Annotated in this window: 20 protein-coding genes; 9 read left to right on the top strand and 11 right to left on the bottom strand. The window is 41.9% G+C overall.

Translation table 11 applies throughout. The annotated features are described in order from the left end of the window. Window positions 1–22 precede the first annotated feature (22 nt). The 10 genes from BMW53_RS13035 to pheT all read right to left on the bottom strand — a co-directional run bounded on the left by BMW53_RS13035 (window position 23) and on the right by pheT (window position 12856). Entirely contained in the window at window positions 23–1825 is a 1803-nt protein-coding gene (locus tag BMW53_RS13035) for a V-type ATP synthase subunit I (protein WP_038560778.1), read from the bottom strand. Further along, complete coding sequence (locus BMW53_RS13030; protein WP_038560781.1) at window positions 1822–2427, bottom strand: V-type ATP synthase subunit D; 606 nt, start codon at window positions 2425–2427, stop codon at window positions 1822–1824. The genes BMW53_RS13035 and BMW53_RS13030 overlap by 4 nt, the downstream gene beginning before the upstream one ends. 18 nt (window positions 2428–2445) lie before the next feature. Further along, window positions 2446–3564, bottom strand: coding sequence for a universal stress protein (locus tag BMW53_RS13025; protein ID WP_038560784.1), 1119 nt, complete (start codon window positions 3562–3564; stop codon window positions 2446–2448). 19 nt (window positions 3565–3583) lie between these two features. Next, complete coding sequence (locus BMW53_RS13020; protein WP_038560786.1) at window positions 3584–4909, bottom strand: V-type ATP synthase subunit B; 1326 nt, start codon at window positions 4907–4909, stop codon at window positions 3584–3586. A gap of 11 nt (window positions 4910–4920) precedes the next feature. Continuing rightward, complete coding sequence (locus tag BMW53_RS13015) at window positions 4921–6693, bottom strand: V-type ATP synthase subunit A (protein ID WP_038560789.1); 1773 nt, start codon at window positions 6691–6693, stop codon at window positions 4921–4923. A 6-nt stretch (window positions 6694–6699) separates the two neighbouring features. After that, entirely contained in the window at window positions 6700–7557 is an 858-nt protein-coding gene (locus BMW53_RS13010; protein ID WP_038560792.1) for a DUF2764 family protein, read from the bottom strand. 86 nt (window positions 7558–7643) lie between these two features. Beyond that, window positions 7644–8270, bottom strand: coding sequence for a hypothetical protein (locus BMW53_RS13005; protein WP_038560795.1), 627 nt, complete (start codon window positions 8268–8270; stop codon window positions 7644–7646). A gap of 20 nt (window positions 8271–8290) precedes the next feature. Further along, window positions 8291–9160 (bottom strand): universal stress protein, encoded by an 870-nt coding sequence (locus BMW53_RS13000; protein ID WP_038560808.1) that lies wholly within the window; start codon window positions 9158–9160, stop codon window positions 8291–8293. Window positions 9161–9325: 165 nt separating this feature from the next. Beyond that, entirely contained in the window at window positions 9326–10228 is a 903-nt protein-coding gene (locus tag BMW53_RS12995) for a DMT family transporter (RefSeq protein WP_038560810.1), read from the bottom strand. Between the two features lie 177 nt (window positions 10229–10405). Further along, the gene (gene pheT, locus BMW53_RS12990) at window positions 10406–12856 is read right to left on the bottom strand and encodes a phenylalanine--tRNA ligase subunit beta (protein WP_038560812.1); all 2451 of its coding nucleotides are present in this window, start codon (window positions 12854–12856) and stop codon (window positions 10406–10408) included. Between the two features lie 239 nt (window positions 12857–13095). On the opposite strand from pheT, the gene BMW53_RS12985 reads away from it, so the two are divergent. The 8 genes from BMW53_RS12985 (at window position 13096) to BMW53_RS12945 (ending at window position 20406) form a co-directional block, all read left to right on the top strand. Further along, window positions 13096–15216, top strand: coding sequence for a M3 family metallopeptidase (locus tag BMW53_RS12985; RefSeq protein WP_074780747.1), 2121 nt, complete (start codon window positions 13096–13098; stop codon window positions 15214–15216). Window positions 15217–15565: 349 nt separating this feature from the next. Then, window positions 15566–16111 carry a GFO_1088 family ECF-type sigma factor gene (locus BMW53_RS12975; protein WP_038560818.1) on the top strand — a complete coding sequence of 182 codons (546 nt, stop codon included), beginning with the start codon at window positions 15566–15568 and terminating at the stop codon, window positions 16109–16111. After that, on the top strand, window positions 16065–16634 hold the full coding sequence (locus BMW53_RS12970; RefSeq protein ID WP_139178150.1) for a PG0215 family putative anti-sigma factor: 570 nt from the start codon (window positions 16065–16067) through the stop codon (window positions 16632–16634). The genes BMW53_RS12975 and BMW53_RS12970 overlap by 47 nt, the downstream gene beginning before the upstream one ends. Window positions 16635–16753: 119 nt before the next feature. Then, window positions 16754–17254 (top strand): DUF4252 domain-containing protein, encoded by a 501-nt coding sequence (locus BMW53_RS12965; protein WP_074780742.1) that lies wholly within the window; start codon window positions 16754–16756, stop codon window positions 17252–17254. Window positions 17255–17600: 346 nt separating this feature from the next. Continuing rightward, window positions 17601–17828: a 4Fe-4S dicluster domain-containing protein gene (locus BMW53_RS12960; RefSeq protein ID WP_038560826.1), complete on the top strand. Its 228-nt coding sequence runs from the start codon at window positions 17601–17603 to the stop codon at window positions 17826–17828. A 63-nt stretch (window positions 17829–17891) separates the two neighbouring features. After that, window positions 17892–19013 (top strand): 3-methyl-2-oxobutanoate dehydrogenase subunit VorB, encoded by a 1122-nt coding sequence (locus tag BMW53_RS12955; RefSeq protein ID WP_051567941.1) that lies wholly within the window; start codon window positions 17892–17894, stop codon window positions 19011–19013. Beyond that, window positions 18991–19812 carry a thiamine pyrophosphate-dependent enzyme gene (locus BMW53_RS12950; RefSeq protein WP_245749044.1) on the top strand — a complete coding sequence of 274 codons (822 nt, stop codon included), beginning with the start codon at window positions 18991–18993 and terminating at the stop codon, window positions 19810–19812. The genes BMW53_RS12955 and BMW53_RS12950 overlap by 23 nt, the downstream gene beginning before the upstream one ends. A gap of 42 nt (window positions 19813–19854) precedes the next feature. Further along, entirely contained in the window at window positions 19855–20406 is a 552-nt protein-coding gene (locus BMW53_RS12945) for a 2-oxoacid:ferredoxin oxidoreductase subunit gamma family protein (protein ID WP_038560829.1), read from the top strand. Between the two features lie 80 nt (window positions 20407–20486). Here BMW53_RS12945 and BMW53_RS12940 read toward each other — a convergent pair whose 3' ends face one another. After that, window positions 20487–22565, bottom strand: a complete 2079-nt coding sequence (locus tag BMW53_RS12940; protein ID WP_038560831.1) for a helix-turn-helix domain-containing protein — start codon at window positions 22563–22565, stop codon at window positions 20487–20489. A gap of 334 nt (window positions 22566–22899) precedes the next feature. Here BMW53_RS12940 and BMW53_RS20655 point away from each other — a divergent pair, with 334 nt between their 5' ends. Next, window positions 22900–24624 carry an acyltransferase family protein gene (locus tag BMW53_RS20655; protein ID WP_081804880.1) on the top strand — a complete coding sequence of 575 codons (1725 nt, stop codon included), beginning with the start codon at window positions 22900–22902 and terminating at the stop codon, window positions 24622–24624. Window positions 24625–24984: the final 360 nt, after the last annotated feature.

Genomic DNA, 24984 nt, shown 5'->3' with positions numbered 1-24984 from the left:
TTTCTATTTAATTCATCCTTAATCATTCATCTTTAATCCTTCCAAACGGTTTATATTCTTCGCCACCGCCTTTAAATCCGGCATTTTTGTAAAACTCCACAAAGGTTAAACGCATGGGATGTACAAACGAACCAAGCGATGAAATAAGAATATTTAATGTATGTCCCAGCAAAAGGAAAACCACAAAAAATACCGGGCCCAATAGCTTCGACGAGCCTAATATTTGTAAGCCAATATCGTTAATAACAAAGCCCAGAATGGCACTCGACAAGCCCAAAGCAAACAACCGGATGTACGAAAGCAAATCGCCAAAAATGCCTGTAACGGTTGAATACACGTCCCAAACTCCTTTGCCAAGGCGTGCAAAAATATTCACGCCCGGATCGCTGAAAAAGAGTACAAAAAATCCGCCCAGCGCTATTACTCCGTATAAAATGTTTTTGTTTTTAGGAATGATTCCGGCACCGGAAAGCAACACATAGGCAATGCTGCCGATAAGAATTATCAGCCAGCCATAAGTTGCCAGGGCGTAGCTAAAACCGAACTGTTTGGTTTGGTTGGTGGCTTTAATAAACAGTCCGAAAATGATTTGAATACCACCTAAAATCAAGGAGAGGTTGAACATCTTATTCGGATCTAAAAAGAGGTGGCGAACCTGATCGGTTAACGCGAAATTTGTTTCAATAAGGTTTATGCCAAAGAAAGTTCCTGAAATTGCTCCGAACAAAATGGTAGCAACACCTAAAAACTGTATCAGGCTTAAATACGGTTTAAATTCCGGTTTGGCTTTTAGTTTGTACAAACCACCGCCAATTACAAACAGTAATCCGTAGCCGGCATCGCCCAGACAGAAACCAAAAAACAGCATAAAAAACGGCGCAAAAAATACGGTTAAATCAAGTTCTGCATAATCGGGAAGCGAGAACATGGAACCGATAGGCTCAAATAATTTACTGAACCGATTGTTTTTTAGCAACACCGGAATTTTATCGTCGGGTTTGGCTCGGCGCGAAAAATAAACTGCATCACTTTCTTTTAAAAATTGGTTTAGCGCCGGTGTTTTAGTGTGCGGAACCCAACCTTCAAGAACCATCAATTTGTCTTCAGCCTCTTTATTGGTGTTTCGTATTACTTTGTCGAATTCCAGCGAACGAATCAGAGTCGTTTTTTCTTCTTCCAGCAAATAAACGGAGTTGTTGGCGTAGCTGTCTAAAGTTTCGTTAATTGCTTTAATTTGTTCCGCTGTTTCACTGATTTGTTTTTGAATTGCAGCGTAGGGAAGTGGTGGTAATTGCAGTTCTTCGGCATCCAATTCGATGTCTTCTTCGTTTCGTTTGATGTACATAAAAAGCACCTGGCTGCCTGTTTCAGAAATAATTGCTATGGGCAAATTGTTTTGTTCCAGCTCGTTGTATTTCTTTTTTGAGAGACTATAAAAATGGATGTGAATTCTTTCATTTTTAAGCTGTTCGATTAATTGCGGCGAAAAGTTTCCCCATGGTAACGCTTTTTGGGCGGCTTTTGTTAACGATTCCAGCTGGCCTTCCAGTTCTTCCAGCTCCTTTTGTTTTTTGGTCAGGTCATCCAAAATTTCCGGGGCTGAATATAAGCCAGGTTTTTCCGCTGTTTCATTCTCCCTTTTCTCTAGAAAGTTGATGGCTTGCTCGTATTTTTTTAATGCGGCAATTTTTATTGTGGTTTCTTCCGAAAGCTCAACGTCGCGCTCAGCAATGTGCACAAGGCCCAATCTGTTCAGTTCAATCAGGAAATCTTCGTATTCCCTGTGAAAAACCAGAAACGTATATTTTAACATCGGAACAATCATACTGTCGCTGCTTTCTGTTTTTGCTGACGTTTTTTTACAATCTTCTGTGCCGATTTCGAAAGGTTTTCCTCGTCTTCCAGAAAACGTTTTATTTTCCGGATCGCATCTTCGTAACCCGGAATTTGTACTTTTTCGTAGAGATTTACCTTTTGCGTGGTTTTCTTTCTGGCCCTGTCGAGCAAAGCCGCTTTACGCGCGTAAAACTCGCGCTCGGTAACAATACCGGCCAGTTCTTTTACAAACGAAATACCCGCCGGAAACCAATCGGGTTTTAAAAACAGGCTGAAATCTTTCTCCTTAAAAACAATTTCTTTTATAACAGGAATAGCGATTCCTGCTATTTTTTTGCTCGTAATGCTAACGTTTTCAATTCTAATTAATTCGGGTATAAACTCATTCCACAAACCTGCCGAAAGCTCCTGTTCGCTAATTCTCATTTTTAATTGTTGGTCGAGAACATCGGTTCGGTCTTTCGCCTTTTTTACCTCCAAACGAAGAGCGGCTTCCTTGTTTTTTAAGGTAGGCAGCGCCTTAAGCCTGATCTTCAGTTGTTTGTTCAGGTTGTGTAGGGCTGTTTTGTTATATTGAAATTTTATTGCCAATTTTTTGTTTTTAACGATTTACACCGGAAAAACCAGAATCGGAATATTTGCTTTTGCCACCAATGTTGCCACCAGGTCGGTGTGAAACAATTTGTATAATCCGGAATGTTTTATTTTCGACAGCGAAATAATATCAATGTTCTTTTTGTCAACAAATTCTTCAATACCTTTAAGTAAGTTCTTACTTTCGAAAAGCTCGCACTTGATGTGGTACGCGCTGTAATCTCTTTCGAGCATCGCATTTAATTCCTTCACTTTTTGCTGGTGTAGCTCATCATTTTGCATGTCGAAATGAACACAGAAGATTTTTTTCTTGATTGGCTCCAGTATCTTGAGTAATTTGTTCAGCGATGAATTATCAGAATCGTAAAAATCTGTTGAGTACAATACGTTTACCTCTTCTTTCCCTTTGAAAACTGCAGAGAAAGGAACGGCCAAAACTGAGTGATGAGTTTGCTCGATAACCTTAATCAGTGTTTTTCCCAGGAATTCACCGTCGGCATGTTTTGTGGCACGCGTTCCCATTAAAATTATATCGGGATTGTGGCGTTTGCACGATGCTGTAATTACGTTTTCAGGAGTGCCTTTTAACATGCGATAGTGCAATTTTACGGCATTAAAAAGTTCCGGAGGAACTTGCTTTTTGAGCTCCCTGCTAAAGTCAACCAATTTTTGCTGTGCCTTTCTATGGGCTTCTTTCAGCTCCATCCGAACATATTTTTCCCACGAGGTGGTATGGCGGCTGGGTTCATTAAAATTCGGGTCGGGATAAACGTATAAAATCTTGATCTCAGCATTTTGTTTTATTGCCAGCCCAATGGCATATTTGCATAAATCGATGCAGTCTTCGCTTAATTTTACCGGAAGGAGAATTTTTCTAAGGTTGGTAAAGCTCACATCATCTTTAACTTTGTCGAGGTCGTATTCTTTGTGTAGCTGCAAAAGCCGGGCAATAGCTTTTTCCGATTGCCGGGCCTTCACTTTTAGGAGCACTTCATCGGGATTGTATCGCTCACCCGGGGTCATTCCCTCGTTGGTGAAAAATACTTCAATCCCTTTTTCTTCCAGCTTATCTTTTACAAAAGATCCCAGCTGAGGTGTCGAAATCCTAAGGATTGTAACTAATTGGTTTTCCATAACAACTCCATTTAATCATTCATTTTATCTGTTTTCCGTATTTCTCAACCAACTCGGCTTTAATGCCTGTTTCGGCGTGCGAGAAATATTTATCGAATAGTTTCCATGCGGTATCAATCATCGTATCAATTTCGATATTAATGTCGATGGCCAGCAGTTCGGTTGCATAATCTTTGGCAAAACTCATGGCGCGTTTGTCGTAATCGGTCAGGTCGAAACCGTTTTCAATTTTGGTTTTGGCATTGGCAGCATCGGCATATAACCGGATGGCCGCATTCATTACCTGCGGATGATCTTCGCGTGTTTTTTTGCCAATTACCAGTTGTTTCAGGCGCGATAAACTTCGGAACGGATCGATGATAACTTTTCCTATGTCGGTTTCTTTACGCAGGAAAAGCTGTCCTTCGGTAATGTATCCGGTGTTGTCGGGAATGGCATGGGTAATATCGCCGCCCGAAAGTGTGGTAACCGCAATAATTGTTATCGAGCCGCCATCGGGGAACTGTACCGCTTTTTCGTAAAGTTTGGCCAAATCGCTGTATAACGAACCGGGCATACTGTCTTTCGACGGGATTTGGTCCATACGGTTCGAAACGATACTCAGCGCATCGGCATACAAAGTCATATCGGTTAGCAGCACCAGTACATTCTGATTCTTTTCAACGGCAAAATATTCGGCAGCCGAAAGGGCCATATCGGGAACCAGCAAACGCTCAACCGGTGGATTTTCGGTGGTGTTAACAAAACTGATAATGCGGTCGATGGCACCGGCATTTTCAAACAGGTTTTTAAAAAACAGGTAATCGTCGTTGGTAATTCCCATGCCGCCCAAAATAATTTTATCGGCTTTTGCACGTAAAGCTACCATTGCCATAACCTGATTGTAAGGCTGATCCGGATCGGCAAAAAACGGAATTTTCTGACCGGTTACCAAGGTGTTGTTCAGGTCGATTCCTGCAATTCCCGTGGCGATTAACTCCGAGGGTTGTTTTCGGCGAACCGGATTTACCGAAGGGCCACCAATTTCTACCAATTTACCATCTACTTCGGGGCCGCCGTCAATTGGCTGCCCGTAGGCATTAAAAAATCGTCCGGCCAGTTCGTCGCTAACTGCCAGTTGCGGAGCATGGCCTAAAAATACCACTTCGGCGTTGGTAGGAATTCCTTCCGTTCCCGAAAAAATCTGAAGCGTTACCAGGTCGCCTTCAATTTTTACCACCTGGGCTAAACGATCGTTTACCAGTGCCATTTCTTCGTTACCAACACCTGTGGCATACAACGAACAGGTTGCTTTTGTTATCTGGTCAACTTTGGTATGTATTTTCTGAAAAGCTGTAGTTTCCATTCTCTTTGCATTTATGGTTGTTCGGTTTCAACAACTGCTTTTTCGTTTAGTATTTCTTCCAGTTCCTTTTCAAATTTTTTGAATTGTTCTGATTCAAACTCCGAGTAATTCATCTGTTTCAGTACGTTTATTATTTTTTTGAAGTAGGGGTTTACTTCCTCAAAATGCTCGAAACTAAATAGGGTTTTATTGATGTTGAGTACTTTTTCGAGCATGTATTGCTGGCGGTTTATTGGCGTTGACGCATCGATTTTATCAAAAGCATCTTGTTGCAGAATTACAAAATCGATTACCTCCGATTTCCAGAATATTTCATGGTATTCTACCGGAACACCATCGTCGCCCAGAATATTTATTTGTTCGTAGGCTTCACGTCCCCTGACAAGGATGTTTCGTGCATCCAAAATATTGTCAACCCATTTCGGAGAAATGGCCTTCGAAACATAATCGATATACTCCGGATATTCGAGGTATTTCGAGTAGCTCTCCACTGCATCGATGGCGGGGTAGCGTTTGCTGTCGGCGCGGTTTTGCGACAGGGCATAAAAACACCGCGCTGCTTTTTTTGTGGCTTCGGTAACCGGTTCTTTCAGGTTACCACCGGCCGGCGAAACGGTACCGATAAAAGTTACCGAACCGGTTTCTCCGTTATTCAGATGTACAAACCCGGCGCGCGAATAGAAGTTAGATATAATAGCGGGCAAATCCATGGGGAAAGCATCGGGGCCGGGAAGTTCTTCCATGCGGTTCGACATTTCGCGCAAAGCCTGTGCCCAGCGCGAGGTCGAGTCGGCCAGCAACAATATTTTCAATCCCATCGATCGGTAATACTCAGCAATGGTCATGGCGGTGTAAACCGATGCTTCGCGGGCTGCCACCGGCATGTTCGAAGTATTGGCAATTATGGTGGTACGTTCCATAAGTTTGCGTCCGGTGCGCGGATCGTCCAGCTCGGGGAATTCAGCAAAAATTTCTACCACTTCGTTGGCGCGCTCGCCACAGGCTGCAACAATAATCATGTCGGCATCGGCTTGTTTCGACAGGGCGTGTTGCAGAACGGTTTTCCCTGTTCCGAAAGGGCCGGGAATAAAACCTGTTCCACCTTCAACTATTGGAGTAAAGCTGTCGATTACACGGATTCCTGTTTCGAGGAATTTTGCCGGGCGCGGTTTGTTTTTGTAGGTCTTTATCGGAACTTTCACCGGCCATTTTTGGATCATCGAAACCTTGTGCTCATTGCTTTCTTCGTCTTCCAATACAGCAATGGTATCCTCGATTTTATAATCGCCGGCAGCTACAATCTTCTTTACCTTAAATTCGCCTTCAAAAGTGAAGGGAACCATAATTTTATGGGCGATCCAGTTTTCGGTAACTTCTCCCAGCCACGATCCGGCCTCCACTTCGTCGCCAACTTTTGCAAGCGGCTTAAAACGCCAGTCTTTATCCACTTCCAGCGGGTGGGTGTAGTCGCCTTTTTGCAGAAAAACGCCTTCCATTTTATCGAGATCGTGTTGGAGACCGTCAAAATTTTTCGATAAAATTCCGGGGCCAAGAATCGCTTCCAGCATGTGCCCTGTGAATTCTACCGGAGTTCCGGTTTTTAATCCGCGCGTACTCTCAAAAACCTGGATATAGGCATTTTCGGAACCGATACGAATAACTTCGGCCATTAATTTTACAGCATGGTGATTAATGTAGCAGATTTCGTTTTGCGATACCGGGCCATTTACTTTAACCACTACCAGGTTTGATATTATTCCGACAACTGTTCCTGTTGTAGCCATATTGTTCTATTTAGTCAGACTGAACTCCGCAGGGAATTCATAATTTGTTTTTAATTCGTCAATGAGTTTGTTCAGCAACTTTTTACCCGTTTCTTTATCCAGCTTCGTCCATCGCTCAATTAGCAGAAGTTTTATAGTAAAAGCCAACACCTTTTCAATGGTGAAAAAGTGAAAGAAGGTGTGCTCATCAAGGTATTCCCATTTTATTTTATCAACTGCTTTTTCTTTTTCCATCCATTCCTTGTCCGATTCGGCAATCTTAAAAAGTTCATCGTGGTAGGGGAGCAGCTCTTCGAAATAATCGGCTTTTAGTTTGTTTTCGATAAGCAGAGAATAGACAGCATCTTCTCCTTGAACTTGTAGCAGATGTGTTTCCGGTTCGTAGTTGTATTGTCTGCAATTAAAAGCGGTAAAAACATTTTTCAGGTTGAGCTCGAAACGAAACCAATTTTGCAGAAATGAATTTGGGCAGTTAAGAGTGTGTTCGAAAAATAATGTTGTAAGTATATTTTTTGCTTCCGGATCGGCCTGTTTTTTATCCATGCCTTTCATCCAGTTAATAAATGTTTTCATATACTCAGGCAGTTGAATTTCTTCATTCTCGGGCGAAAACTGAAATTCCAATTCATGCTTTGTAATGTTGCCGGGGTAGAAGTAAGGCTTGTTTTGTGCGAAAAAAACGTTGATCAGGTTGAGGTTGTCGAAAGGTAAAAAGAGGTATTCAACCAGCTTAAAGTCGGGTGTACTTAGCTGGTGTTGCAGTTCTTCCCTGAAAACGCTACTGGTAACAGGTATTTTGTTCTCATCGAAGAACAAATCGGGAAGTCCGGCAATCAAACAATAATATTCTCTTTTTATCAGCATAACCGAATTTTAAATGGTCCTCAAATCAGTTAAAGCCCGGCGTAAGCGGCTTAAATCATGCTTCTGCGATGTGGCTTTCCGGGTTCTTACGCTGTTTCAACGGCATCAAACAGTAATTTTTTTGTTCCGTCGGTAACGTATTGTTTAAAATAATTTGCAAAGTCTTGTGCGGTGAAACTGATGAGGTAACTGCCATCTTTCGGGCCTATTCTGAAACCTGATTTTAATTTGGGATCTGTTGAAATTTCAATTCCCTTATTCATGGCTTCGGTTGCATTTTTTTGCAGGAAAGCAGTCAAGTCTTTTTGATCATCGGATGGAAGAAGCAGGTGGAGATCGATGCTTTTTCCTGCCTTTGGATCCCATTTTTCAATTAATGCGAGTATGATCTTTTTGATGAAATCGCTGTCGTTAAAGGCTTCGTTAACCGGAGAGTTGATTTGTGCAGTGGTGATAAGCTGTGTAATTTGTTGCTTTAAATGGCTGATAAACTGGCGTGTTGCCAATTGTAATTCGGCTTCCGTTCTTTTTTTGTCTTCGCTGGCTTGTTTTTGTGCTTCGCGAATAATTTCTTCCTGTGTACGTTTTGCCGATCGAATAATGGCATCTGCTTTTTCTTTTGCTTCAGCAATCAGTTGGTCGGCATCGTCTTTGGCTTTAATAATGCCTTCGTTATAGATTTTTTGCGTTATTTCTTCAATGCGGTTAGTCATCGATTATGGTTTTGTAGATTTTAAATAGCATCCAAATCATATTTTTGGGTTACGCCGCCAACGGTAAAAACCGGTTTTTTACACCCGTGAACGATAGCGGAAACAAATTTGCCAATCTTTTTTCCGGTGAATCGCGATTCCTGGTGTGTACGAATAATTACCATTCCGGCGTTTACTTCCTCTATGTAGTCTAATACAGCTGTATGGGTCTCCTTGTCATGAACCTTTAAAATCTTAACTTCACATTCCAGTCCACGCTTTTCGAGCATCTTTCTAATCTTCTCGGCATTTTTGTAGGCTAAACTTTTTCGCTCTTCAATATTTATGTATAATGCTGAAACAATGTGCACTTTTGCTTTAAGTCGTTTGGCAAAAAATGTTGCCCAATACAACCTCTTTTTTGTGTGCTGCGAAATATCGATCGGCACCACGATCGTTTTGATTTCATTTATCGGATATTCTTTGTTCACCGAAAGAACCGGACAATACGATTTGCTCACATACCGACTAATATCGGCTGGTGTCAGGTGCTCGTTGTTGGCGTGTTTACTTTTGTCTATCATTACAAAATCGTAACCACCGCGTTCCGATTCGGCAATTAGTGTGTTGATGATTTTCCCCCAGCCAATTCTTAAAATTATGTTATCAGGAATAGCAGTGCCTAAGCTGTTTTTTACAAACCTTGTAAACTTTTCGAGGGCTGCCTGATGACGTATTTTGTTTCGTTTCGACTTTGGGTTATGAAGTATCGCCGGCCCGGTTTTTATTACATCGAGAAGAAAAATACGCATGTTTAATGCATTTGTAAAATACAAAGCTTGTTTTAAAATGCTTTCTCCATCTTGGTTCTGAGGGATGTGTGCCAGAATACTATTCAATCTATAGTTCATGTCTGTTCTTGTTAAAAATTGTATCCCAATGCAATAAGTAAAGCGTTGTAACAGCTCGATTATGTGTTATTATATACGAAAACGGGGAAATTAGTTACAGAAATCTGATTTGAAACATATTTAATTATGATGTTAAAGCGGGGAGTGATAAGGAGTGAAAAGTACTTAGCGTGATTTATTTTTCCGGGCTACCAGAACAGCGCCAAGAAATACCAGGGCAGCACCAACAATTGTTATGGCCGAAAACCGCTCGTGTTGTACCCATGAAACATTAAGCCGGATTAAAATTCCCATGGTAATAAAAGTAATCATCGGGTTTAAAATGATGATGATGCTTACTTTGTTGGCTTCGGTGTATTTAAGGGCTTTCCCGAGGCAGGTGTATGCAATAAAGGTGTTGGCGCCTAAAAACAACAGTAGTAACCACCAGGCCCAGCTTAGTTCGAGTAACGGCCGAAATTCAACAAAAGGAATGTATAAAAGTGATGGTAGCCCGAACAGCAAAAGGTTTAGGCTTTCGACGGAATAAGTACGAACCAGTTTCTTTTGCAAAATGGCATAAACCGACCAGGCGAGGGCTCCTGAAATGGTGAGCAGAATTCCGAGCTGGTAGGTGTCGGCACTGTCGAAAAAGGCCTGTAACTGGTCGCGGTAGAAAAATGAAAATCCGAACAGGGCTATTGAAAATCCAATGATTTGGTTTCGGAGCAGTTTTTCTTTAAAAATAAGAAAGCCGGCAATGGCTAAAATAAGCGGCCCGGTTTGTATAAAAAGTTGTGCATTGCTGGGAGTTGTGTGGTGGATGCCCAGCATGTAACCCATGTAGTTCCATGAAAGTGCCAGTGCGGCAAGTATCAGCAGAATGGGTGGTTTTATAAGAATTTTGAAGGATGCCGGAGTTTTATAAGCCTGCCAGATGGAGAGCATAATAAAGGCCACCACAAAACGAATCCAAACCACGCTAACCGGATCGACTTTGCGAACGGCAACTTTTAGGGCTACGGCTAAAAAGCCCCAAAAGAAAGCTGTTATTGCAGCGTAAATGATTCCCTTTGTGTGGTTTTGCATAGTATAAATTAAAAACTAAGGCTGTCTCAAAAGTACTTTTTTCGTCATTCTGTCCGTCAGCTGACGGATTCAGAATCTTAATTTGTAGAAATAGACCCTGAAACAAGTTCAGGGTGACGTTTTGTAATAACAATAATACTTTTGCGACAGCCTCGCTATACCTTATGTGCTTATCTTTTAGCGTAATTCTGCACCAAAATCCCGTTGGAAAGCCATAATCAGCTTTTGCATGGTTTTGTCAATCTGCTTGTCTTTTAGCGTTTTGCTATCGTCGCGCAAAATGAAACTTACGGCGTACGACTTTTTGCCCTCAGGCACTCCTTTGCCTTCGTAAACATCAAACAAATCAACTTCGCGCAACAGTTGGCGTTCCATTTTAAAGGCAGCTTCTTTTAACTGGCTAAACTTAACCGATTTATCAAGCAACAAAGCCAAATCGCGACGAACAGCCGGGAATTTCGGTAATTCGTTAAACAATACTTTGTGTTGTTTGTGCGCTTTAAATACACTGTCCCAGTTGAAATCGGCGTAATAAACCGGATTTTCAATCTCGAATTTCTTCAGCCATTTTCCGGCAACAATTCCCAATTTCAGTACAACTTTATTGTTGTAGGTGTAGGCCAGTGCTTCGCTGAATAACTCATCCTCGCAATCGTCAACCTGCATGTTTTCGGCAGATAAACCGAGGCGTTTCAGAATATTTTCAGCGTATGATTTTAAGCCGTAGAACGATGCAGCTTCTTCTTTCATCGTCCAGCTTTCAGCTTCTTTATTACCTGTTACGAACAGTCCAAGATGACTTTCTTCCCAGTAATTATTGGCAGGCTGGTCTTTTAACTGCGTTCCTTTATAAAAATAGGTGTTCCCGAATTCGTAAATTTTCAGGTTCTTATTCTGGCGGTTGGCGTTGTAAGCAATACATTCAAGGCCACCGAATAACAAGGTTTGGCGCATTCCGTTTAAGTCGGCACTCAGCGGATTCAGCATTTTTACCGATTGCTCATCTTTGTACTGCTCCAAACCTTCGTAGTAGCTCGATTTTGTTAACGAGTTCGACCAGATTTCGTTAAATCCCTGCGAAGTCAGCATTTCTGCCACCAGGTTTTTAACGCTGTCAGGATTTGGTTTGTCGGCCGTTTGCAACGACGATTTTACCTGCGTAGGAATTTCAATGTTGTTGTAGCCGTAAATTCTCAGGATTTCTTCAATAACATCCGCTTCGCGTTTTACATCAACACGGTAAGCCGGAACCAGCAGTTCCAAACCGGTTTCGTTTTCGCTTTCAATTTTAATTTCCAACGATTTAAGAATGCTTTTTACGGCATCGGCACCCAAGTCTTTACCGATTAAACGTGTGATGTTTGCAAACGAAACACTCACTTTAAAATCTTCAATCGGATTCGGGTAAATATCAATAATGTCGGAAGAAATGGTTCCTCCGGCAATTTCCTTAATCAATGATGCTGCACGTTTAAGCGCATAAATTTGTCCGTTCGGATCAACGCCGCGCTCAAAACGGAACGATGCATCCGTGTTCAACCCATGACGACGGGCAGTTTTGCGAATATAAACCGGATCGAAATAAGCACTTTCCAGGAACACGTTTGTGCTTATTTCTTTTATACCCGATTTCATTCCTCCGAAAACACCGCCAATACACATGGCTTCTTCGGTGTTGCAAATCATCAGGTCGTTCTCGTCCAGTTCGCGTTCTACTTCGTCAAGCGTAGTGAACTTCGTTTTTGAAGGCAAGGTTTTAACGATCACTTTTCCGCCGGTAATTTCGTCGGCATCGAAAGCGTGCAAGGGCTGAGCAGTTTCGAATAACACATAATTGGTAATGTCAACCACGTTGTTAATTGGTGTGAGGCCAATCATTTTTAAACGGTTCTGCAACCATTCCGGCGACTCTTTTACTTCAATGCCTGAAATTGTTACCGCAGCATAACGCGGACATGCTTCGGTGTTTTCAACCTCAACCGGAATTACACGGTCGTTGTTGTCAACTTTAAAAGCCTCAACCGATGGTTTTGTATATTCAATGTCCTGCGTTTTTTTCAGGAAAGCGGCCAAATCGCGTGCTGCTCCAATTAATGAAGCTCCGTCGATACGGTTTGGAGTAAGGTCGATTTCAATAACCCAATCCGATTCGACATTAAAATAATCTTTGGCCGGTGTTCCCACTTTGGCGTGCGGATCCAAAACCATAATCCCGTCGTGACTTTGTCCCAAACCAATTTCATCTTCGGCACAAATCATTCCCATCGACACTTCGCCGCGGATCTTCGATTTTTTAATTTTAAATTCCTGGTCGCCATCATAAAGTGTAGTTCCAACGGTAGCTACAACCACTTTTTGTCCGGCAGCAACATTGGGCGCACCGCAAACAATTGGCAACACTTCATCGGTGCCAACATTTACTGTTGTTTTGCTTAAATGATCGGAATTGGGGTGTTGCTCGCAGGTTATCACTTCGCCAATTACCAATCCGGCCAAACCACCTTTTACGGTTTCAACCTCTTCTAAACCGCCAACTTCCAAGCCGGTTTGTGTTAAAATATCGCAAATCTCTTCGGGCGATTGTTCCAGTTTAATGTAATCTTTTAACCAGGAATATGAAATTTTCATCTTATAATGATTTTTCTGTCAATTTTTTTTGAATCGCACAAAAGTACTGATTTTTATTACATATACATAAGCAGCTTTCTGCTAATCACAAAGAATTAAAACTAGATGCAGTGTTCTTTCCGAAAATCAGATAAAAGCCATGCTAATCACTTGAAAAACTTGAATTCCGTCATTTAGGAATGGAGCGAAAAGTATTATCTTGCGCAACTTATTACGAAACAATTACAAATAATTAGAAAATGAAAAGACTGCTATTTTTTGTTTTTATCCTGGGTTTGGTGGTCACATCGTGCCAAACACAGCAAAAGGAAAGTACAAGTAACATGGAGAATCCGTTTTTTAAGGAATGGAACACACCATTTGGTGTTCCGCCGTTTGATCAGATTGAAGACGAACATTTTCGCCCTGCTTTTGCAGAGGGAATGCGTTTGCACAAAGAAGAAATTGATGCAATTGTAAACAATCCGGAAGCGCCGACTTTTGAAAATACAATGGTTGCGCTCGACAAGTCGGGAAGATTTTTAAATCGCGTAAGTAATGTGTTCAGCAATTTAAGCAGTGCACATACCAACGATAGTATTCAGGCCATTGAAAAAGAAATTGAGCCACAACTATCAGCCCACTACGACGACATTAACCTGAATGAAGGTTTGTTTAAACGCGTGAAAGCCGTTTACGAGCAACGTGAAAACCTTGACCTGACGACTGAGGAAGCTCGTTTTCTGGAGAAAAAATACAAGTCGTTTGTACGCGGTGGTGCTGAACTTCCGGCCGATCAAAAAGCGCGTATGCGCGAAATCAACGGCGAATTGGCAACGCTTTCGGTACAATTTGGCGAGCACGTTTTAAAAGATAACAATGCTTTTAAACTGGTTATTGAAGATGAGGCTGATCTGGAAGGTCTGCCGGCATCTTCTGTTTCGGCTGCTGCTGCCACTGCAAAAGAAGAAGGGCAGGAAGGAAAATGGATTTTCACCATTAGCCGCCCGAGTTTGTATCCGTTCCTTACTTATTCGCCAAACCGCGAATTGCGTGAGAAGTTGTACAAAGGTTACATTTTGAAAGGTGATAATGGCAACGAATACGACAACAATAAAATTGTAGCCCGTATTGTGGAATTGCGCAGCGAACGTGCAAAGCTTTTTGGGTATAACAACCACGCCGAATATATTCTGGCTGAAAACATGGCAAAAAATCCTGAAAATGTGTACGATATTTTAACTCAGGTTTGGGAAAAAGCACTTCCGGTAGCCAAACAAGAGGTGGCGGATATGCAGGCAATTGCCGACAAAGAAGGCGCAAATATTAAAATTGAAGGCTGGGACTGGTGGTACTATGCCGAGAAAGTTCGCCAGGCAAAATATGCTTTGAGCGAAGAAGATGTTAAACCTTATTTTGAGGTTGACAACGTACAACAGGGAATTTTTACTTTGGCCAATAAACTTTGGGGAATCACTTTTACTGAAAGAACTGATTTACCAAAATACCATAAAGACGGAAAAGTTTTTGAGGTGAAAGAAGCCGATGGAAGTACAATCGGTATTTTTTACACCGATTATTTCGCCCGCTCGAGCAAACGCGGTGGTGCGTGGATGAGCTCGTTCCGCAAACAGGAAATGGTGGATGGCGAAAACGTTATTCCGGTAATTACAAACGTTTGTAACTTCCCGGCGTCAACTGAGGATATGCCTTCATTGTTAAGCCTGGACCAGGTAACTACAATGTTCCACGAGTTTGGTCATGGCTTGCACGGTTTGCTTTCGAAATGCGAAACACATACATTGTCGGGAACTTCGGTTTCACGCGACTTTGTGGAGCTGCCATCGCAAATTATGGAAAACTGGGCTTTCGAACCTGAAATGCTGGCTTTGTACGCCAAACACTACAAAACGGGCGAAGTAATTCCTGAGGAGTTGGTGAAGAAAATCAACAATGCATCTCATTTCAACCAGGGATTTGCAACTATTGAATTTTTGGCTGCCGGGTTATTGGATATGGATTTCCATACTTTAAATGAAGTGGATCCGAACATGGATGTTGCAGCTTTTGAAAAAGCATCGATGGACAAATACGGATTGATTCCGCAAATTGCACCACGTTACCGCAGTACTTACTTCTCGCATATTTTCTCAGGAGGTTATTCTTCAGGTTACTATGCGTATTTGTGGGCCGAGGTATTGGATAAAGATGCTTTCCAGACGTTTAAAGAAAACGGTTTGTTCGACCAGGAAACAGCAGCTTCATTCCGCGAAAATGTATTGTCGAAAGGTGGATCAGACGATCCGATGAAACTGTACCTGCAGTTCCGCGGAAAAGAACCGGGAATTGAGCCACTGTTGAAAGGCAGAGGATTGATGTAAGTATTGATAAGTTCAATGATTAGATAGACAGAAAGGTCGCCAGTGGCGGCCTTTTTTGTTTTGACGATCAATGGATTCAATTCCTTCTGCAACCATCATTGAAGCTGTTTTCCCTTTTGAAGGGAAAATGTCGATAGACAAAAGGGTAGAGTACCTCGTTTTATTTACCCCTCACCCGTCAGCCGACGGGAGCTCTCCTCAAAAGGGGGGCAAGGCAGAATCGCTTCTGTATTCCAATATATTTTCAGGTGGGGGTGATCTTTCAAAAAAAATAACTACACGATGTAATGCTTTTATTATCCCCGCGTCTTAACTTTGAAAACAAGCAAAAACAAAAACAAAGGAGCACATGGTTGCCAGGGATTTTAAAACAAGTGTACTGCCGGTCAGTAATAAGTTGCTTCGCTTTGCAACGCACTTTTTACACGACGAAGACGAGGCACGCGATGTGGTTCAGGATGTGTTCCTGAAATTATGGCAACGAAAGGAAACGCTCGACGAAGTAGAAAACATTGAGGCCTTTGCCATGCGAATGACACGGAACCGTTGCCTCGATGTAATTAGAGCAAACCGAACCGTTCCGATTGATGAAGACACCGACCGAAGATTAAAGGCGAAAACGATAGACGTTCATTCAAAAGTTGAGCTAGGTGAGTCGGCCAGGCAGATTAAAATGCTGATTGGGCAACTGCCCGAATTGCAGCAGAATATAATGCACATGCGAGACATTGAACAACTCTCGTACGACGAGATTGAAGAGGCTACCGGACTTCAACGAAATGCGATAAGGGTAAACCTTTCGAGAGCACGAAAAAAAGTGCGCGATGAATATTTAAAAATGAATAGAAATGATGGAAACACAAGAAATACTACGATTACTGCAACGCTACTTTGATGGCGAAACCACCGAGGCTGAAGAGCAACAACTGAATGCTTATTTCCAGTCGGGCGAGGTAGCTGATGAGTTGGCTGAGTACACTGAGTTTTTCGGCGGTATAGCAGAGTTGGCGGAAAAAGCCGATGATCCGACCATCGAAGACGATGTGATGGATTACATTCTGGAAAACGAGCACCGCGATAAAACAAAGTACCGAACCATGTGGAAAGCTGTAACCGGAATTGCCGCGTCAGTAATCATTGTTTTGGGTGGTTTCCTGTTCTTCCAGGAGCAGCAAAAACCTTTCGACGATACGTTCAGCGATCCGGAAGAAGCTTATGCTTACGCAGCCAAAACGCTACAGTTTGTGGGCAGTAAATATAACCAGGGAGTGGCGCACCTGTCAGAGTTCGAAAAGTTAAGGAAAGGTAGTGAACCTGTAAAAAAAGCCACCGATCCGGTTGTAGAGTTTTACGAAGGAATTGAAAAAATTGAAGCAGCAGAAGCAAGCAGCCCGTTGCAGGATATCGACAGCCTGTAACCAGCCAACAGCTTCAACTTGAAATAGTGATAAAAACATTCTGAAACGATGCAGCTGGCGCGCATTCTGCAAGTTTCGGGTGGAAACAGAAAAGTATAAACAATAAAAAAACGAATATCATGAAGAAGTTATTATTGATTTTAGCAGTTGTATTGCCCATGGCAGTGCTTGCACAAAAAAGCCCGGTTGACAAGTTATTCGAGAAATATGCCAATCAAAAGGGAATGACCACCGTAAATATTTCCGGTAAATTACTGGGATTTGCCGCCCAGATTGAAACCGGCGATAAAGACACGCAGGATTTATTATCAGGGTTAAACGGAATTCGCATTTTGTCGGTGGAAGATGACGCCTTAAATGAAAAACTCGACTTCTACAAGGAATTGGAATCTGATGGTTTTTTCAAAAACAACGATTTTGAAGTGTTAATGGAAGTAACTGAGGACGACGAAATTGTTCGCTTCCTGGCACGCGATGCCGGTAACGGTAAAATATCAGATCTTATTCTTGTGGTAGGAGGAGACGACAATGCACTGATCAGTATCAGTGGAATAATTGATCCGCAAAATATTGGAAAAATCACCAAAGCAATAAATGTTGATGTAGGTGATTTTGAATAACAGAATTTACAATCAAATGTAACCATATCAGAAAAGTCCGGGTTTTGCCCGGATTTTTTTATGCTTGAAAGTTTATAACTTCCTGAGCCGGTATAAAGTATAAATGCTGTTCAAAATGCATGTTCATAAAGCAACTATTGTTGCACACATTTTATGTTGTATAAAATAGTTTTGTAAATCGAGTAGAAACTCAAAATAATTTACGGTGATAAAATTCGAATCTGAAAGAAAAAAACCATTAAAAATTAAGAACTCAAACCGTCGTCTATAAAAGTCTGATAAGCTGATTTTTATAGGTTTTTTAAGTTGTTCAGATTGTTAATTTTGTTAGAAAATCTTTATAAAAATGGCAAAAGTAAAAGGAGCAGTTGTTGTTGATAAGGAAGGCTGCAAAGGCTGCAGTCTGTGTGTGGAAGCTTGTCCGCACGATGTATTGGCATTACACAAAGAGGTAAACAGCAAAGGGTATCATTATTCGTACATGGAAAATCCCGATGCTTGTATTGGATGCGCCAATTGTGGTGTTGTTTGCCCGGATACGTGCATAACGATTTATCGTGTAAAAGCCAGTTAGAAAAGGATTAATTAAAAGGATGAAGGATTAATCAATCAACAATCGACAATTAAAAAATTAGATATGGGAGAATTAAGATTAATGAAAGGAAACGAGGTGTTGGCCGAGGCTGCCATCCGCTGCGGATGCGACGGTTATTTTGGCTATCCCATAACACCTCAGTCGGAAGTGATGGAAACACTAATGGCACGCCAGCCCTGGAACGAAACAGGAATGACGGTACTACAAGCCGAAAGTGAAGTTGCTTCGATAAACATGGTTTACGGTGCTGCGGCAACCGGTAAAAAGGTAATGACATCATCGTCGAGCCCGGGTATTAGCCTTATGGCCGAAGGGATTTCATACATTGCCGGAGCCGAACTACCTTGTTTAATAGTGAATGTGCAACGTGGCGGCCCCGGACTGGGAACTATTCAGCCATCGCAGGCCGATTATTTTCAGAGTGTAAAAGGTGGTGGTCACGGCGATTATAAAATGATTGTGTTGGCACCGGCATCGGTTCAGGAAATGAACGACTTTGTGGATCTTGGTTTCGAGCTGGCTTTTAAATACCGCAATCCGGCAATGATTTTGGCCGATGGAGCCATTGGACAAATGATGGAAAAAGTAGAACTGGCCGACCAAAAACCACGCTGGACAAAAGAACAGATTGTGGAAATGAGCAGCGACTGGGCTACTACCGGAAAAACTGCCAACCGCAAAAAGAATATTGTTACTTCGCTGGAGATGGATTCCGATAAAATGGAAGAAAACAACCTGCGTTTCCAGAAGAAGTATCAGAAAATGGAAGAAGAGGAAGTGCGTTACGAAGCCATTCAGTGCGACGATGCAGAATTTGTAATTGTAGCATTCGGAACATCGGCGCGTGTGTGCCAAAAGGCAGTGGAAATTGCCCGCGCAAAAGGATTGAAAGTTGGTTTGCTTCGTCCGATTACCTTGTTCCCGTTCCCGAAAAAAGCAATACAGGAACTGGCGCGCAAAGCTAAAGGATTCCTTTCGGTTGAAATGAGTGCCGGACAAATGGTGGAAGACATTAAATTGTCGGTTTACGAGGCCGGAAGCAATGCCCGTGTGAACCATTTCGGACGAATGGGAGGAATTATTCCAACACCCGACGAGGTGGTTGAGGCGCTGGAAGAAAAGTTTTCGTGGGAGTTAAGTTATGGAGTTAAACGTAGTTACTAAACCGGAGGAAATTATGGACATTAAAGAAATTATAAAGCCGGAAAATCTGGTTTACCAAAAGTCGGAAGTTCTGAACGACGATGTTATGCACTACTGCCCGGGATGTTCTCATGGTGTAGTTCATAAAATATTGGCAGAATTGATAGAGGAAATGGGCCTTCAGGAAAAAACCGTTGGTGTTGCACCTGTAGGATGTGCCGTTTTTGCCTACAATTATATTGATATCGATTGGCAGGAAGCAGCGCACGGTCGTGCACCGGCAGTGGCAACCGGTATTGTTCGCGTAAATCCTGATAATTTTGTTTTTACCTACCAGGGCGATGGCGACCTTGCATCGATAGGTGCAGGTGAAATAATGCATGCCTGTAACCGCGGAGAGAATATTCTTGTGATCTTTATTAATAATGGAATTTACGGAATGACCGGCGGACAAATGGCACCAACCACACTGGAAGGAATGGTTACCGCTACCACTCCTTTCGGACGTAATGTTGATTTGAACGGTTACCCAATGAAGATTACTAATCTGATCGCTCAGCTGCCCGGAACATCGTATGTAACACGCCAGGCGGTGCACACTGCAGCTACGGTCCGCAAGTGCAAACGATCGTTGAAAAAAGCCATTCAGAATGTGCTGGATAAAAAGGGAACTTCATTCGTAGAGGTGGTTTCAACCTGTAACTCGGGTTGGAAAATGAGTCCGGTGGAAGCCAATAACTGGATGGAAGAGAATATGATTCCGTATTATCCGTTGGGCGATTTGAAAGACAGTGTTAAAGGTGAACATTCGGATAATTAAAAGTTCAGCATTGAAGCATTAACGAATTAAAGCATTGAAATTATGACAGAAGAAATGATAATTGCCGGATTTGGCGGACAAGGTGTTCTCTCGATGGGTAAAATTCTTGCTTATTCGGGCATTATGGAAGACAAGGAAGTAACCTGGTTTCCGTCGTATGGCCCCGAAATGCGCGGTGGAACGGCCAACGTTACTGTAATTGTTAGCGATACCCGCATTAGTTCGCCAATTTTACAGCAATTTGATACAGCCATTATTCTGAACCAACAAAGCATGGACAAATTTGAAAAGGCAGTAAAACCGGGCGGAACTTTATTGTACGATCCGAATGGTGTAATCCATCCACCAACGCGTACCGATATCAACATTTTTAAAGTTGAAGCCACAAAAACAGCGGTAGAGATGGGTAACCCAAAAGTATTCAATATGATTGTTTTTGGAAGTTACCTGAAAGTACGACCAATTCTATCGTTGGATAACGTGGAAAAAGGACTGGAAAAATCGCTTCCGGAACGTTACCATAAATTGATTCCGCTAAACCTGGAAGCCATTAAAAAAGGCCAGGAGATTGTGGAAGATGTACAACTGGTATAGTAGAATATTTTAGCAAATTATAGCAGTTGGATAAGGATCCGATTGGTAAATCTAAACTTTACGGATCGGATCCTTTCTTTTTACAAAAGTCCTTTTTCCTTTAGCGATTTTTTTATCCGTTTGTGATTCGCATTAAATTTATCTTCAATTTCACGAAATACCTTTTTATACTGCGGATGCTTCTGCAAATTCTCCATTAGCGGATCGATTGGTGTAAACAGAACCGTCCAGTAATGAAAGTTATCCTGCTTTGTGAACGCTTTTAAATAGTCGATAGCCTTATCGGTGTTTCCTTTATAGGAATTGTAAAATGCCAGCGAAAAATTACTGTAAATGGAAGGATCATTTTCTGCCCATGTTTTGTATTGCTCCAAATATTTATCTGCCAATTCCTGCTCGCCCACTTTATCAAAAGTAACGCCTATTTTGCCGTTTTCCGACCGGTAGATTTCAAGGTTGTACATTTCACGGGCTTCAACAAAGGCTTTGTAATAAACCGCCGCTGTTTCAAAATCGCGCAGGTAATAGTATGATTTCGCCACTTCCTGCAAAATATCGAGACGGGTTTTGTCTTTTTCAAAAGTAGCCAACAATGATTGGTTTAGCTGGTTCAGATCTTCATTCTTCGCATAATCGATATAGGCTTTTACGTATTGCGAGTAAAGGTTTTCGGGAAGGTATTCCAGTGAAATATCGATGTATTTTTCCGCTTCATCAACAAAACCCGATTGAATAAAAGCATTGCTGATGTGCAGGTAACTGTAACTCGCCGCCGAAGAATCGTAGGCCGCAACAATATCAATTTCTAGCCCTTTCAAAGCATATTCCAGGTATTTCTCGGTATTGGGCAGGTAGTTCACATACAATTCAACCAGAAAAATTAAAACCACATCCGAATTAGGGCTGATTTCCAACGCCTTTTCAAAATAGGGAAGAGCCAGTTCGTACTCGCTGTGCTCCATATAAAAAAGCGCTTTAGCCGTCAAACTCTGTGGCAATTTCGAGTCGTGAAAAAGTGCCTGGTCGGCATAAAAATTTATCGAATCGGCAAATTGTTTTTCTGTTTTATTTTGGTCTAAAAGATAGAAGGCAATAGCAATTGCGGCATAAGAACGTGCAAATTCTTCATCGTGCTGGATGGCTTGTTTGAAATAAGGAATTGCTGTTCTCAGGTTAGCCTCGGTTGGTTTACCAAGCAAATCGTATCCTTTCAGAAACAGGTCGTAAGCTACCAGGTTATTGGTTGGTACCTTTTCAATGCGTTTTATTTCTTCAGGTGTCACGATTGCTTCAATTTGTTCGGCAATACTTTTTGCCACATCGGCCTGAAGTGTAAAAATGTCTTCCGTATCGCGGCGGTATTGCTGACTCCATAAATGTTTGTCGGTTTTAGCTTCTATCAATTGAATATTCAGCAGAATCTGGTTGCCAATTTTCTGCCCGCTGCCTTCAATCAGGTAGGTGGCATTTAGTTCGCGTGCAATTTCGGGTGTTGGTTTCGGATTGTTGCGATACTGCTCAACCGATGTTCGGCTAATTACCCGCAGATCCTTTATTTGTTGCAGGTTGTTCAGCGTTGCCTCCATCAGTCCGTTAATGATATAAACGTTTGTGGTGTCGTTGCTGTCGTTTAAAAAGGGTAGCACGGCAATTGATTTTACCTTATTACCAGTGTCGGAAGCAGGGCGCAATACAAAGTACAACACCACCGCGATAACGGCAATTGCCAAAAAAGAGAGTAATAAAAACGGAAACTTCTTTTTCGGAACGGGTGCCTGTAATTCCTGCTCAGGTTCCACTTCTTGTTCTTCCTCCAGCTCCTTTCGATTGCCCATTTCGCCCGGAGGGTAACCATACAATTCGCGGAAGCATTTGATAAAATACGAGGGGCTGCCAAAACCAACCTTATACGAAATTTCCGAAACGGTGTACGAGCCTTCCTGAAGCAACTCGGCGGCATATTTTAAACGCACATTGCGAATAAACTGGCTGGCCGACAATTCGGTTAATTTTTTGATTTTTCGTAACAGGTTCGAGCGACTCATTCCAACCGCATCGGCCAACTCCGAAACACCAAACTGCTCGTTGGATATGTTCTCCTCAACAAGCTGAGTAATTTGGTCTAGAAATTTTTTTTCTGCGGTGTTAAGATTTGGCATAGTTGTCAGCTGCGGATAATTACGATTCTAAAAATACAAAAACTGTTTGTTTGTTGCCTATTTCAATCGTTCTTTTGGTCATAATCTATTTTCTGCAGCGTGTTCTCTCGATGCTTTCATGTGCTACTAAATACATTGCATTAGCAGGCTTTTCAGGGCTTTGCGTCACGTTTTGCATCATAATTTACAGGCTTGCGTCATAAGTTTTAAGCCTTCAGCAAACTTCATATTCTTGGCTGCATAGTTCATTAGACTTGCATCGCGCTTCACCCGACCTTTACACTAACGAAAAACTTCGGACTTCGGGCTTCCGTTGTCCGGCAAAATAAAAATCATGAAAATACGAATTTATTTTCTCGACCATTTAAGAACTCTGATGATTTTCCTGGTTGTTGTTTTACACTCAGGATTGGTTTATGAACATGTTTTGCAAAACTCATGGATCGTTGTTGATCCTGTAAAAGCAAATTCAATCGGAATGATCCGTTTGTATCTCGACCTTTTTATAATGTTTACGATCTTCTTTATCTCCGGCTATCTGGTTCCGATGTCGCTGAAGTCGAAAACAGCAATCGAATTTATTCAATCGAAAGTGAAACGTATTTTGATACCGTGGGTAATCGCCGTTTTTACTTTGATACCGGCTTATAAATTCATCTTTTTATATTCACGTGGTTTACCACAGGAAGAATGGTTTTCGTACTTCCACTTTTTTGAACGGGCCGGTAGCGACCTGAGTTTTTATGCCAACAACCCGGCACAGAACTGGTTGTGGTTTTTGCCTGTCCTTTTTATGTTTCAGGTGATTTATTTGGCGTTGGCAAAAACCAAAGTGCTGTTGTTAAAAATAAATCTGAAAACAGCGGTCATAGTAATGTTTGTGGTTGGTGTAGTATCAAGTGTAATCATTGCTCAACTGGGCCTTAACGGCTGGTACGATTCCGCTATTCTGCATTTTCAACGCGAGCGTTTGCTGGTTTACTTTATGTCGTTTTTGCTTGGCTCACTTTGCTACAAACTAAAGGTGTTCGAATCAACTAAAAAGAACAAACGACTTTATATTATTGCCAATGTTGTGTTGACATTCACTCTGGGAATTTTTACCGCCGTTGCATTGAATACCTTTTTCAATATTATCGATCCGCAACGTAATTACTATTTTATTTCGCAGTTTGCCGACCGCGTTGCATATTATGCTTTTGGCCTGGCTTCGCAATTTACTTTGCTGTATATATTCCTTTATGGTTTCCGTCACAGCCTAAACAAAAGGTATGTGTTAATGGACGAACTGAACCGCAATTCTTACTCGGTTTATATCATTCATACTATTGTATTGGGAGTGGTTGCACTCTCGCTAATGGCGTTACCTGTTCCGCCCATGGTAAAATTTCTGATGGTTACAATATTGACTTTTGGCCTTTCAAACCTGCTTATTTACTCGTGGCGAACCATTCGTCAGCGCGAGATTAACACAAAAACCGTTGCTACTGCAATACTATCGCTAGTAATTGTAATGGCTGCCTTTACTGCTTATCCCGAAACAACAAACACTGAAGAACAGCAAACAGAAACAACAGAAACAAGCCCAGCACCTCAAAGCGGGAACAGTATTCATGCAGCAGTAATTGCCGGTGATGTAGAAGCTGTAAAAGCCATAATTGCATCGGGAGCCGACTTGAATGAAAAAGAACCTGCCGGTGGTTCAAGCCCGTTAATGACGGCCTGTGTATTCGGGAAAACAGAAATTGCCCAAGTATTGATAGAATCCGGTGCCGACCTGAACGTAACCAATAACGATGGTTCTACGGCTTTACACACCGCTGCTTTTTTCTGCCGAACCGAAATAGTTAAAGCATTATTAAACAAAGGAATCGATACTTCCGTAGTAAATAATTCAGGTGCCACTGCTGCACAGTCGGTTATGGCTCCTTTTGAAGCAGTGAAAGGAATTTATGAATATTTTGCCAGGGTGTACGAGCCACTCGGACTTCAACTTGATCCGAACAGGATTGAAAAAACTCGCCCTGAAATTGCTGAGATGATATCGACTAACTCATAATTTTAAAAACCATAGAATGAGCTTCAGGTAGGAATTCGATTTTATATTGAGTAATCCAACCATGGTTTTCCCCAGCGGCAACTGGGCCGGAAAATCGAAGCTTTTCAAATTGGTACGTCAGTAAATTTTGACTGCAATAGAAATGCGAGGTAACTATTTACCCATTTCCCCTCAAAAGGGGAAAACTTTACAAAGACAGGACAGTGGCATTAATGAAACAAAAGCATAATCAGAGCTTGCTCCCCTCGCGAGGGGAGCTCCCGAGAGGCTGTATGTTTGTAAAAGTGCATAAGCATCCAAGTTTTGTAAATTAGTTTTTGCGAAACAAAAAAAGATGAACACTTATGCAAGGGAAAGTTA

The organism is Draconibacterium orientale, assembly GCF_900111425.1.
Classification (GTDB): Bacteria; Bacteroidota; Bacteroidia; order Bacteroidales; family Prolixibacteraceae; genus Draconibacterium; species Draconibacterium orientale.
The sequence above is the reverse complement of the archived record's forward strand: the minus strand, read 5'-3'. Positions and strand labels throughout refer to the sequence as shown.

Bases quoted from the DNA above. Each gene is read 5' to 3' on its own strand.
- BMW53_RS12950 (WP_245749044.1), top strand. From the start codon at position 18,991: ATGGAGTTAAACGTAGTTACTAAACCGGAGGAAATTATGGACATTAAA.
- pheT (WP_038560812.1), bottom strand. From the start codon at position 12,856: ATGAAAATTTCATATTCCTGGTTAAAAGATTACATTAAACTGGAACAA.
- BMW53_RS12965 (WP_074780742.1), top strand. From the start codon at position 16,754: ATGAAGAAGTTATTATTGATTTTAGCAGTTGTATTGCCCATGGCAGTG.
- BMW53_RS12985 (WP_074780747.1), top strand. From the start codon at position 13,096: ATGAAAAGACTGCTATTTTTTGTTTTTATCCTGGGTTTGGTGGTCACA.
- BMW53_RS13000 (WP_038560808.1), bottom strand. From the start codon at position 9,160: ATGAACTATAGATTGAATAGTATTCTGGCACACATCCCTCAGAACCAA.
- BMW53_RS12995 (WP_038560810.1), bottom strand. From the start codon at position 10,228: ATGCAAAACCACACAAAGGGAATCATTTACGCTGCAATAACAGCTTTC.
- BMW53_RS13035 (WP_038560778.1), bottom strand. From the start codon at position 1,825: ATGATTGTTCCGATGTTAAAATATACGTTTCTGGTTTTTCACAGGGAA.
- BMW53_RS12975 (WP_038560818.1), top strand. From the start codon at position 15,566: ATGGTTGCCAGGGATTTTAAAACAAGTGTACTGCCGGTCAGTAATAAG.
- BMW53_RS12955 (WP_051567941.1), top strand. From the start codon at position 17,892: ATGGGAGAATTAAGATTAATGAAAGGAAACGAGGTGTTGGCCGAGGCT.
- BMW53_RS12945 (WP_038560829.1), top strand. From the start codon at position 19,855: ATGACAGAAGAAATGATAATTGCCGGATTTGGCGGACAAGGTGTTCTC.
- BMW53_RS20655 (WP_081804880.1), top strand. From the start codon at position 22,900: ATGAAAATACGAATTTATTTTCTCGACCATTTAAGAACTCTGATGATT.
- BMW53_RS12940 (WP_038560831.1), bottom strand. From the start codon at position 22,565: ATGCCAAATCTTAACACCGCAGAAAAAAAATTTCTAGACCAAATTACT.
- BMW53_RS13005 (WP_038560795.1), bottom strand. From the start codon at position 8,270: ATGACTAACCGCATTGAAGAAATAACGCAAAAAATCTATAACGAAGGC.
- BMW53_RS13015 (WP_038560789.1), bottom strand. From the start codon at position 6,693: ATGGCTACAACAGGAACAGTTGTCGGAATAATATCAAACCTGGTAGTG.
- BMW53_RS12970 (WP_139178150.1), top strand. From the start codon at position 16,065: ATGATGGAAACACAAGAAATACTACGATTACTGCAACGCTACTTTGAT.
- BMW53_RS13010 (WP_038560792.1), bottom strand. From the start codon at position 7,557: ATGCTGATAAAAAGAGAATATTATTGTTTGATTGCCGGACTTCCCGAT.
- BMW53_RS13020 (WP_038560786.1), bottom strand. From the start codon at position 4,909: ATGGAAACTACAGCTTTTCAGAAAATACATACCAAAGTTGACCAGATA.
- BMW53_RS13025 (WP_038560784.1), bottom strand. From the start codon at position 3,564: ATGGAAAACCAATTAGTTACAATCCTTAGGATTTCGACACCTCAGCTG.
- BMW53_RS12960 (WP_038560826.1), top strand. From the start codon at position 17,601: ATGGCAAAAGTAAAAGGAGCAGTTGTTGTTGATAAGGAAGGCTGCAAA.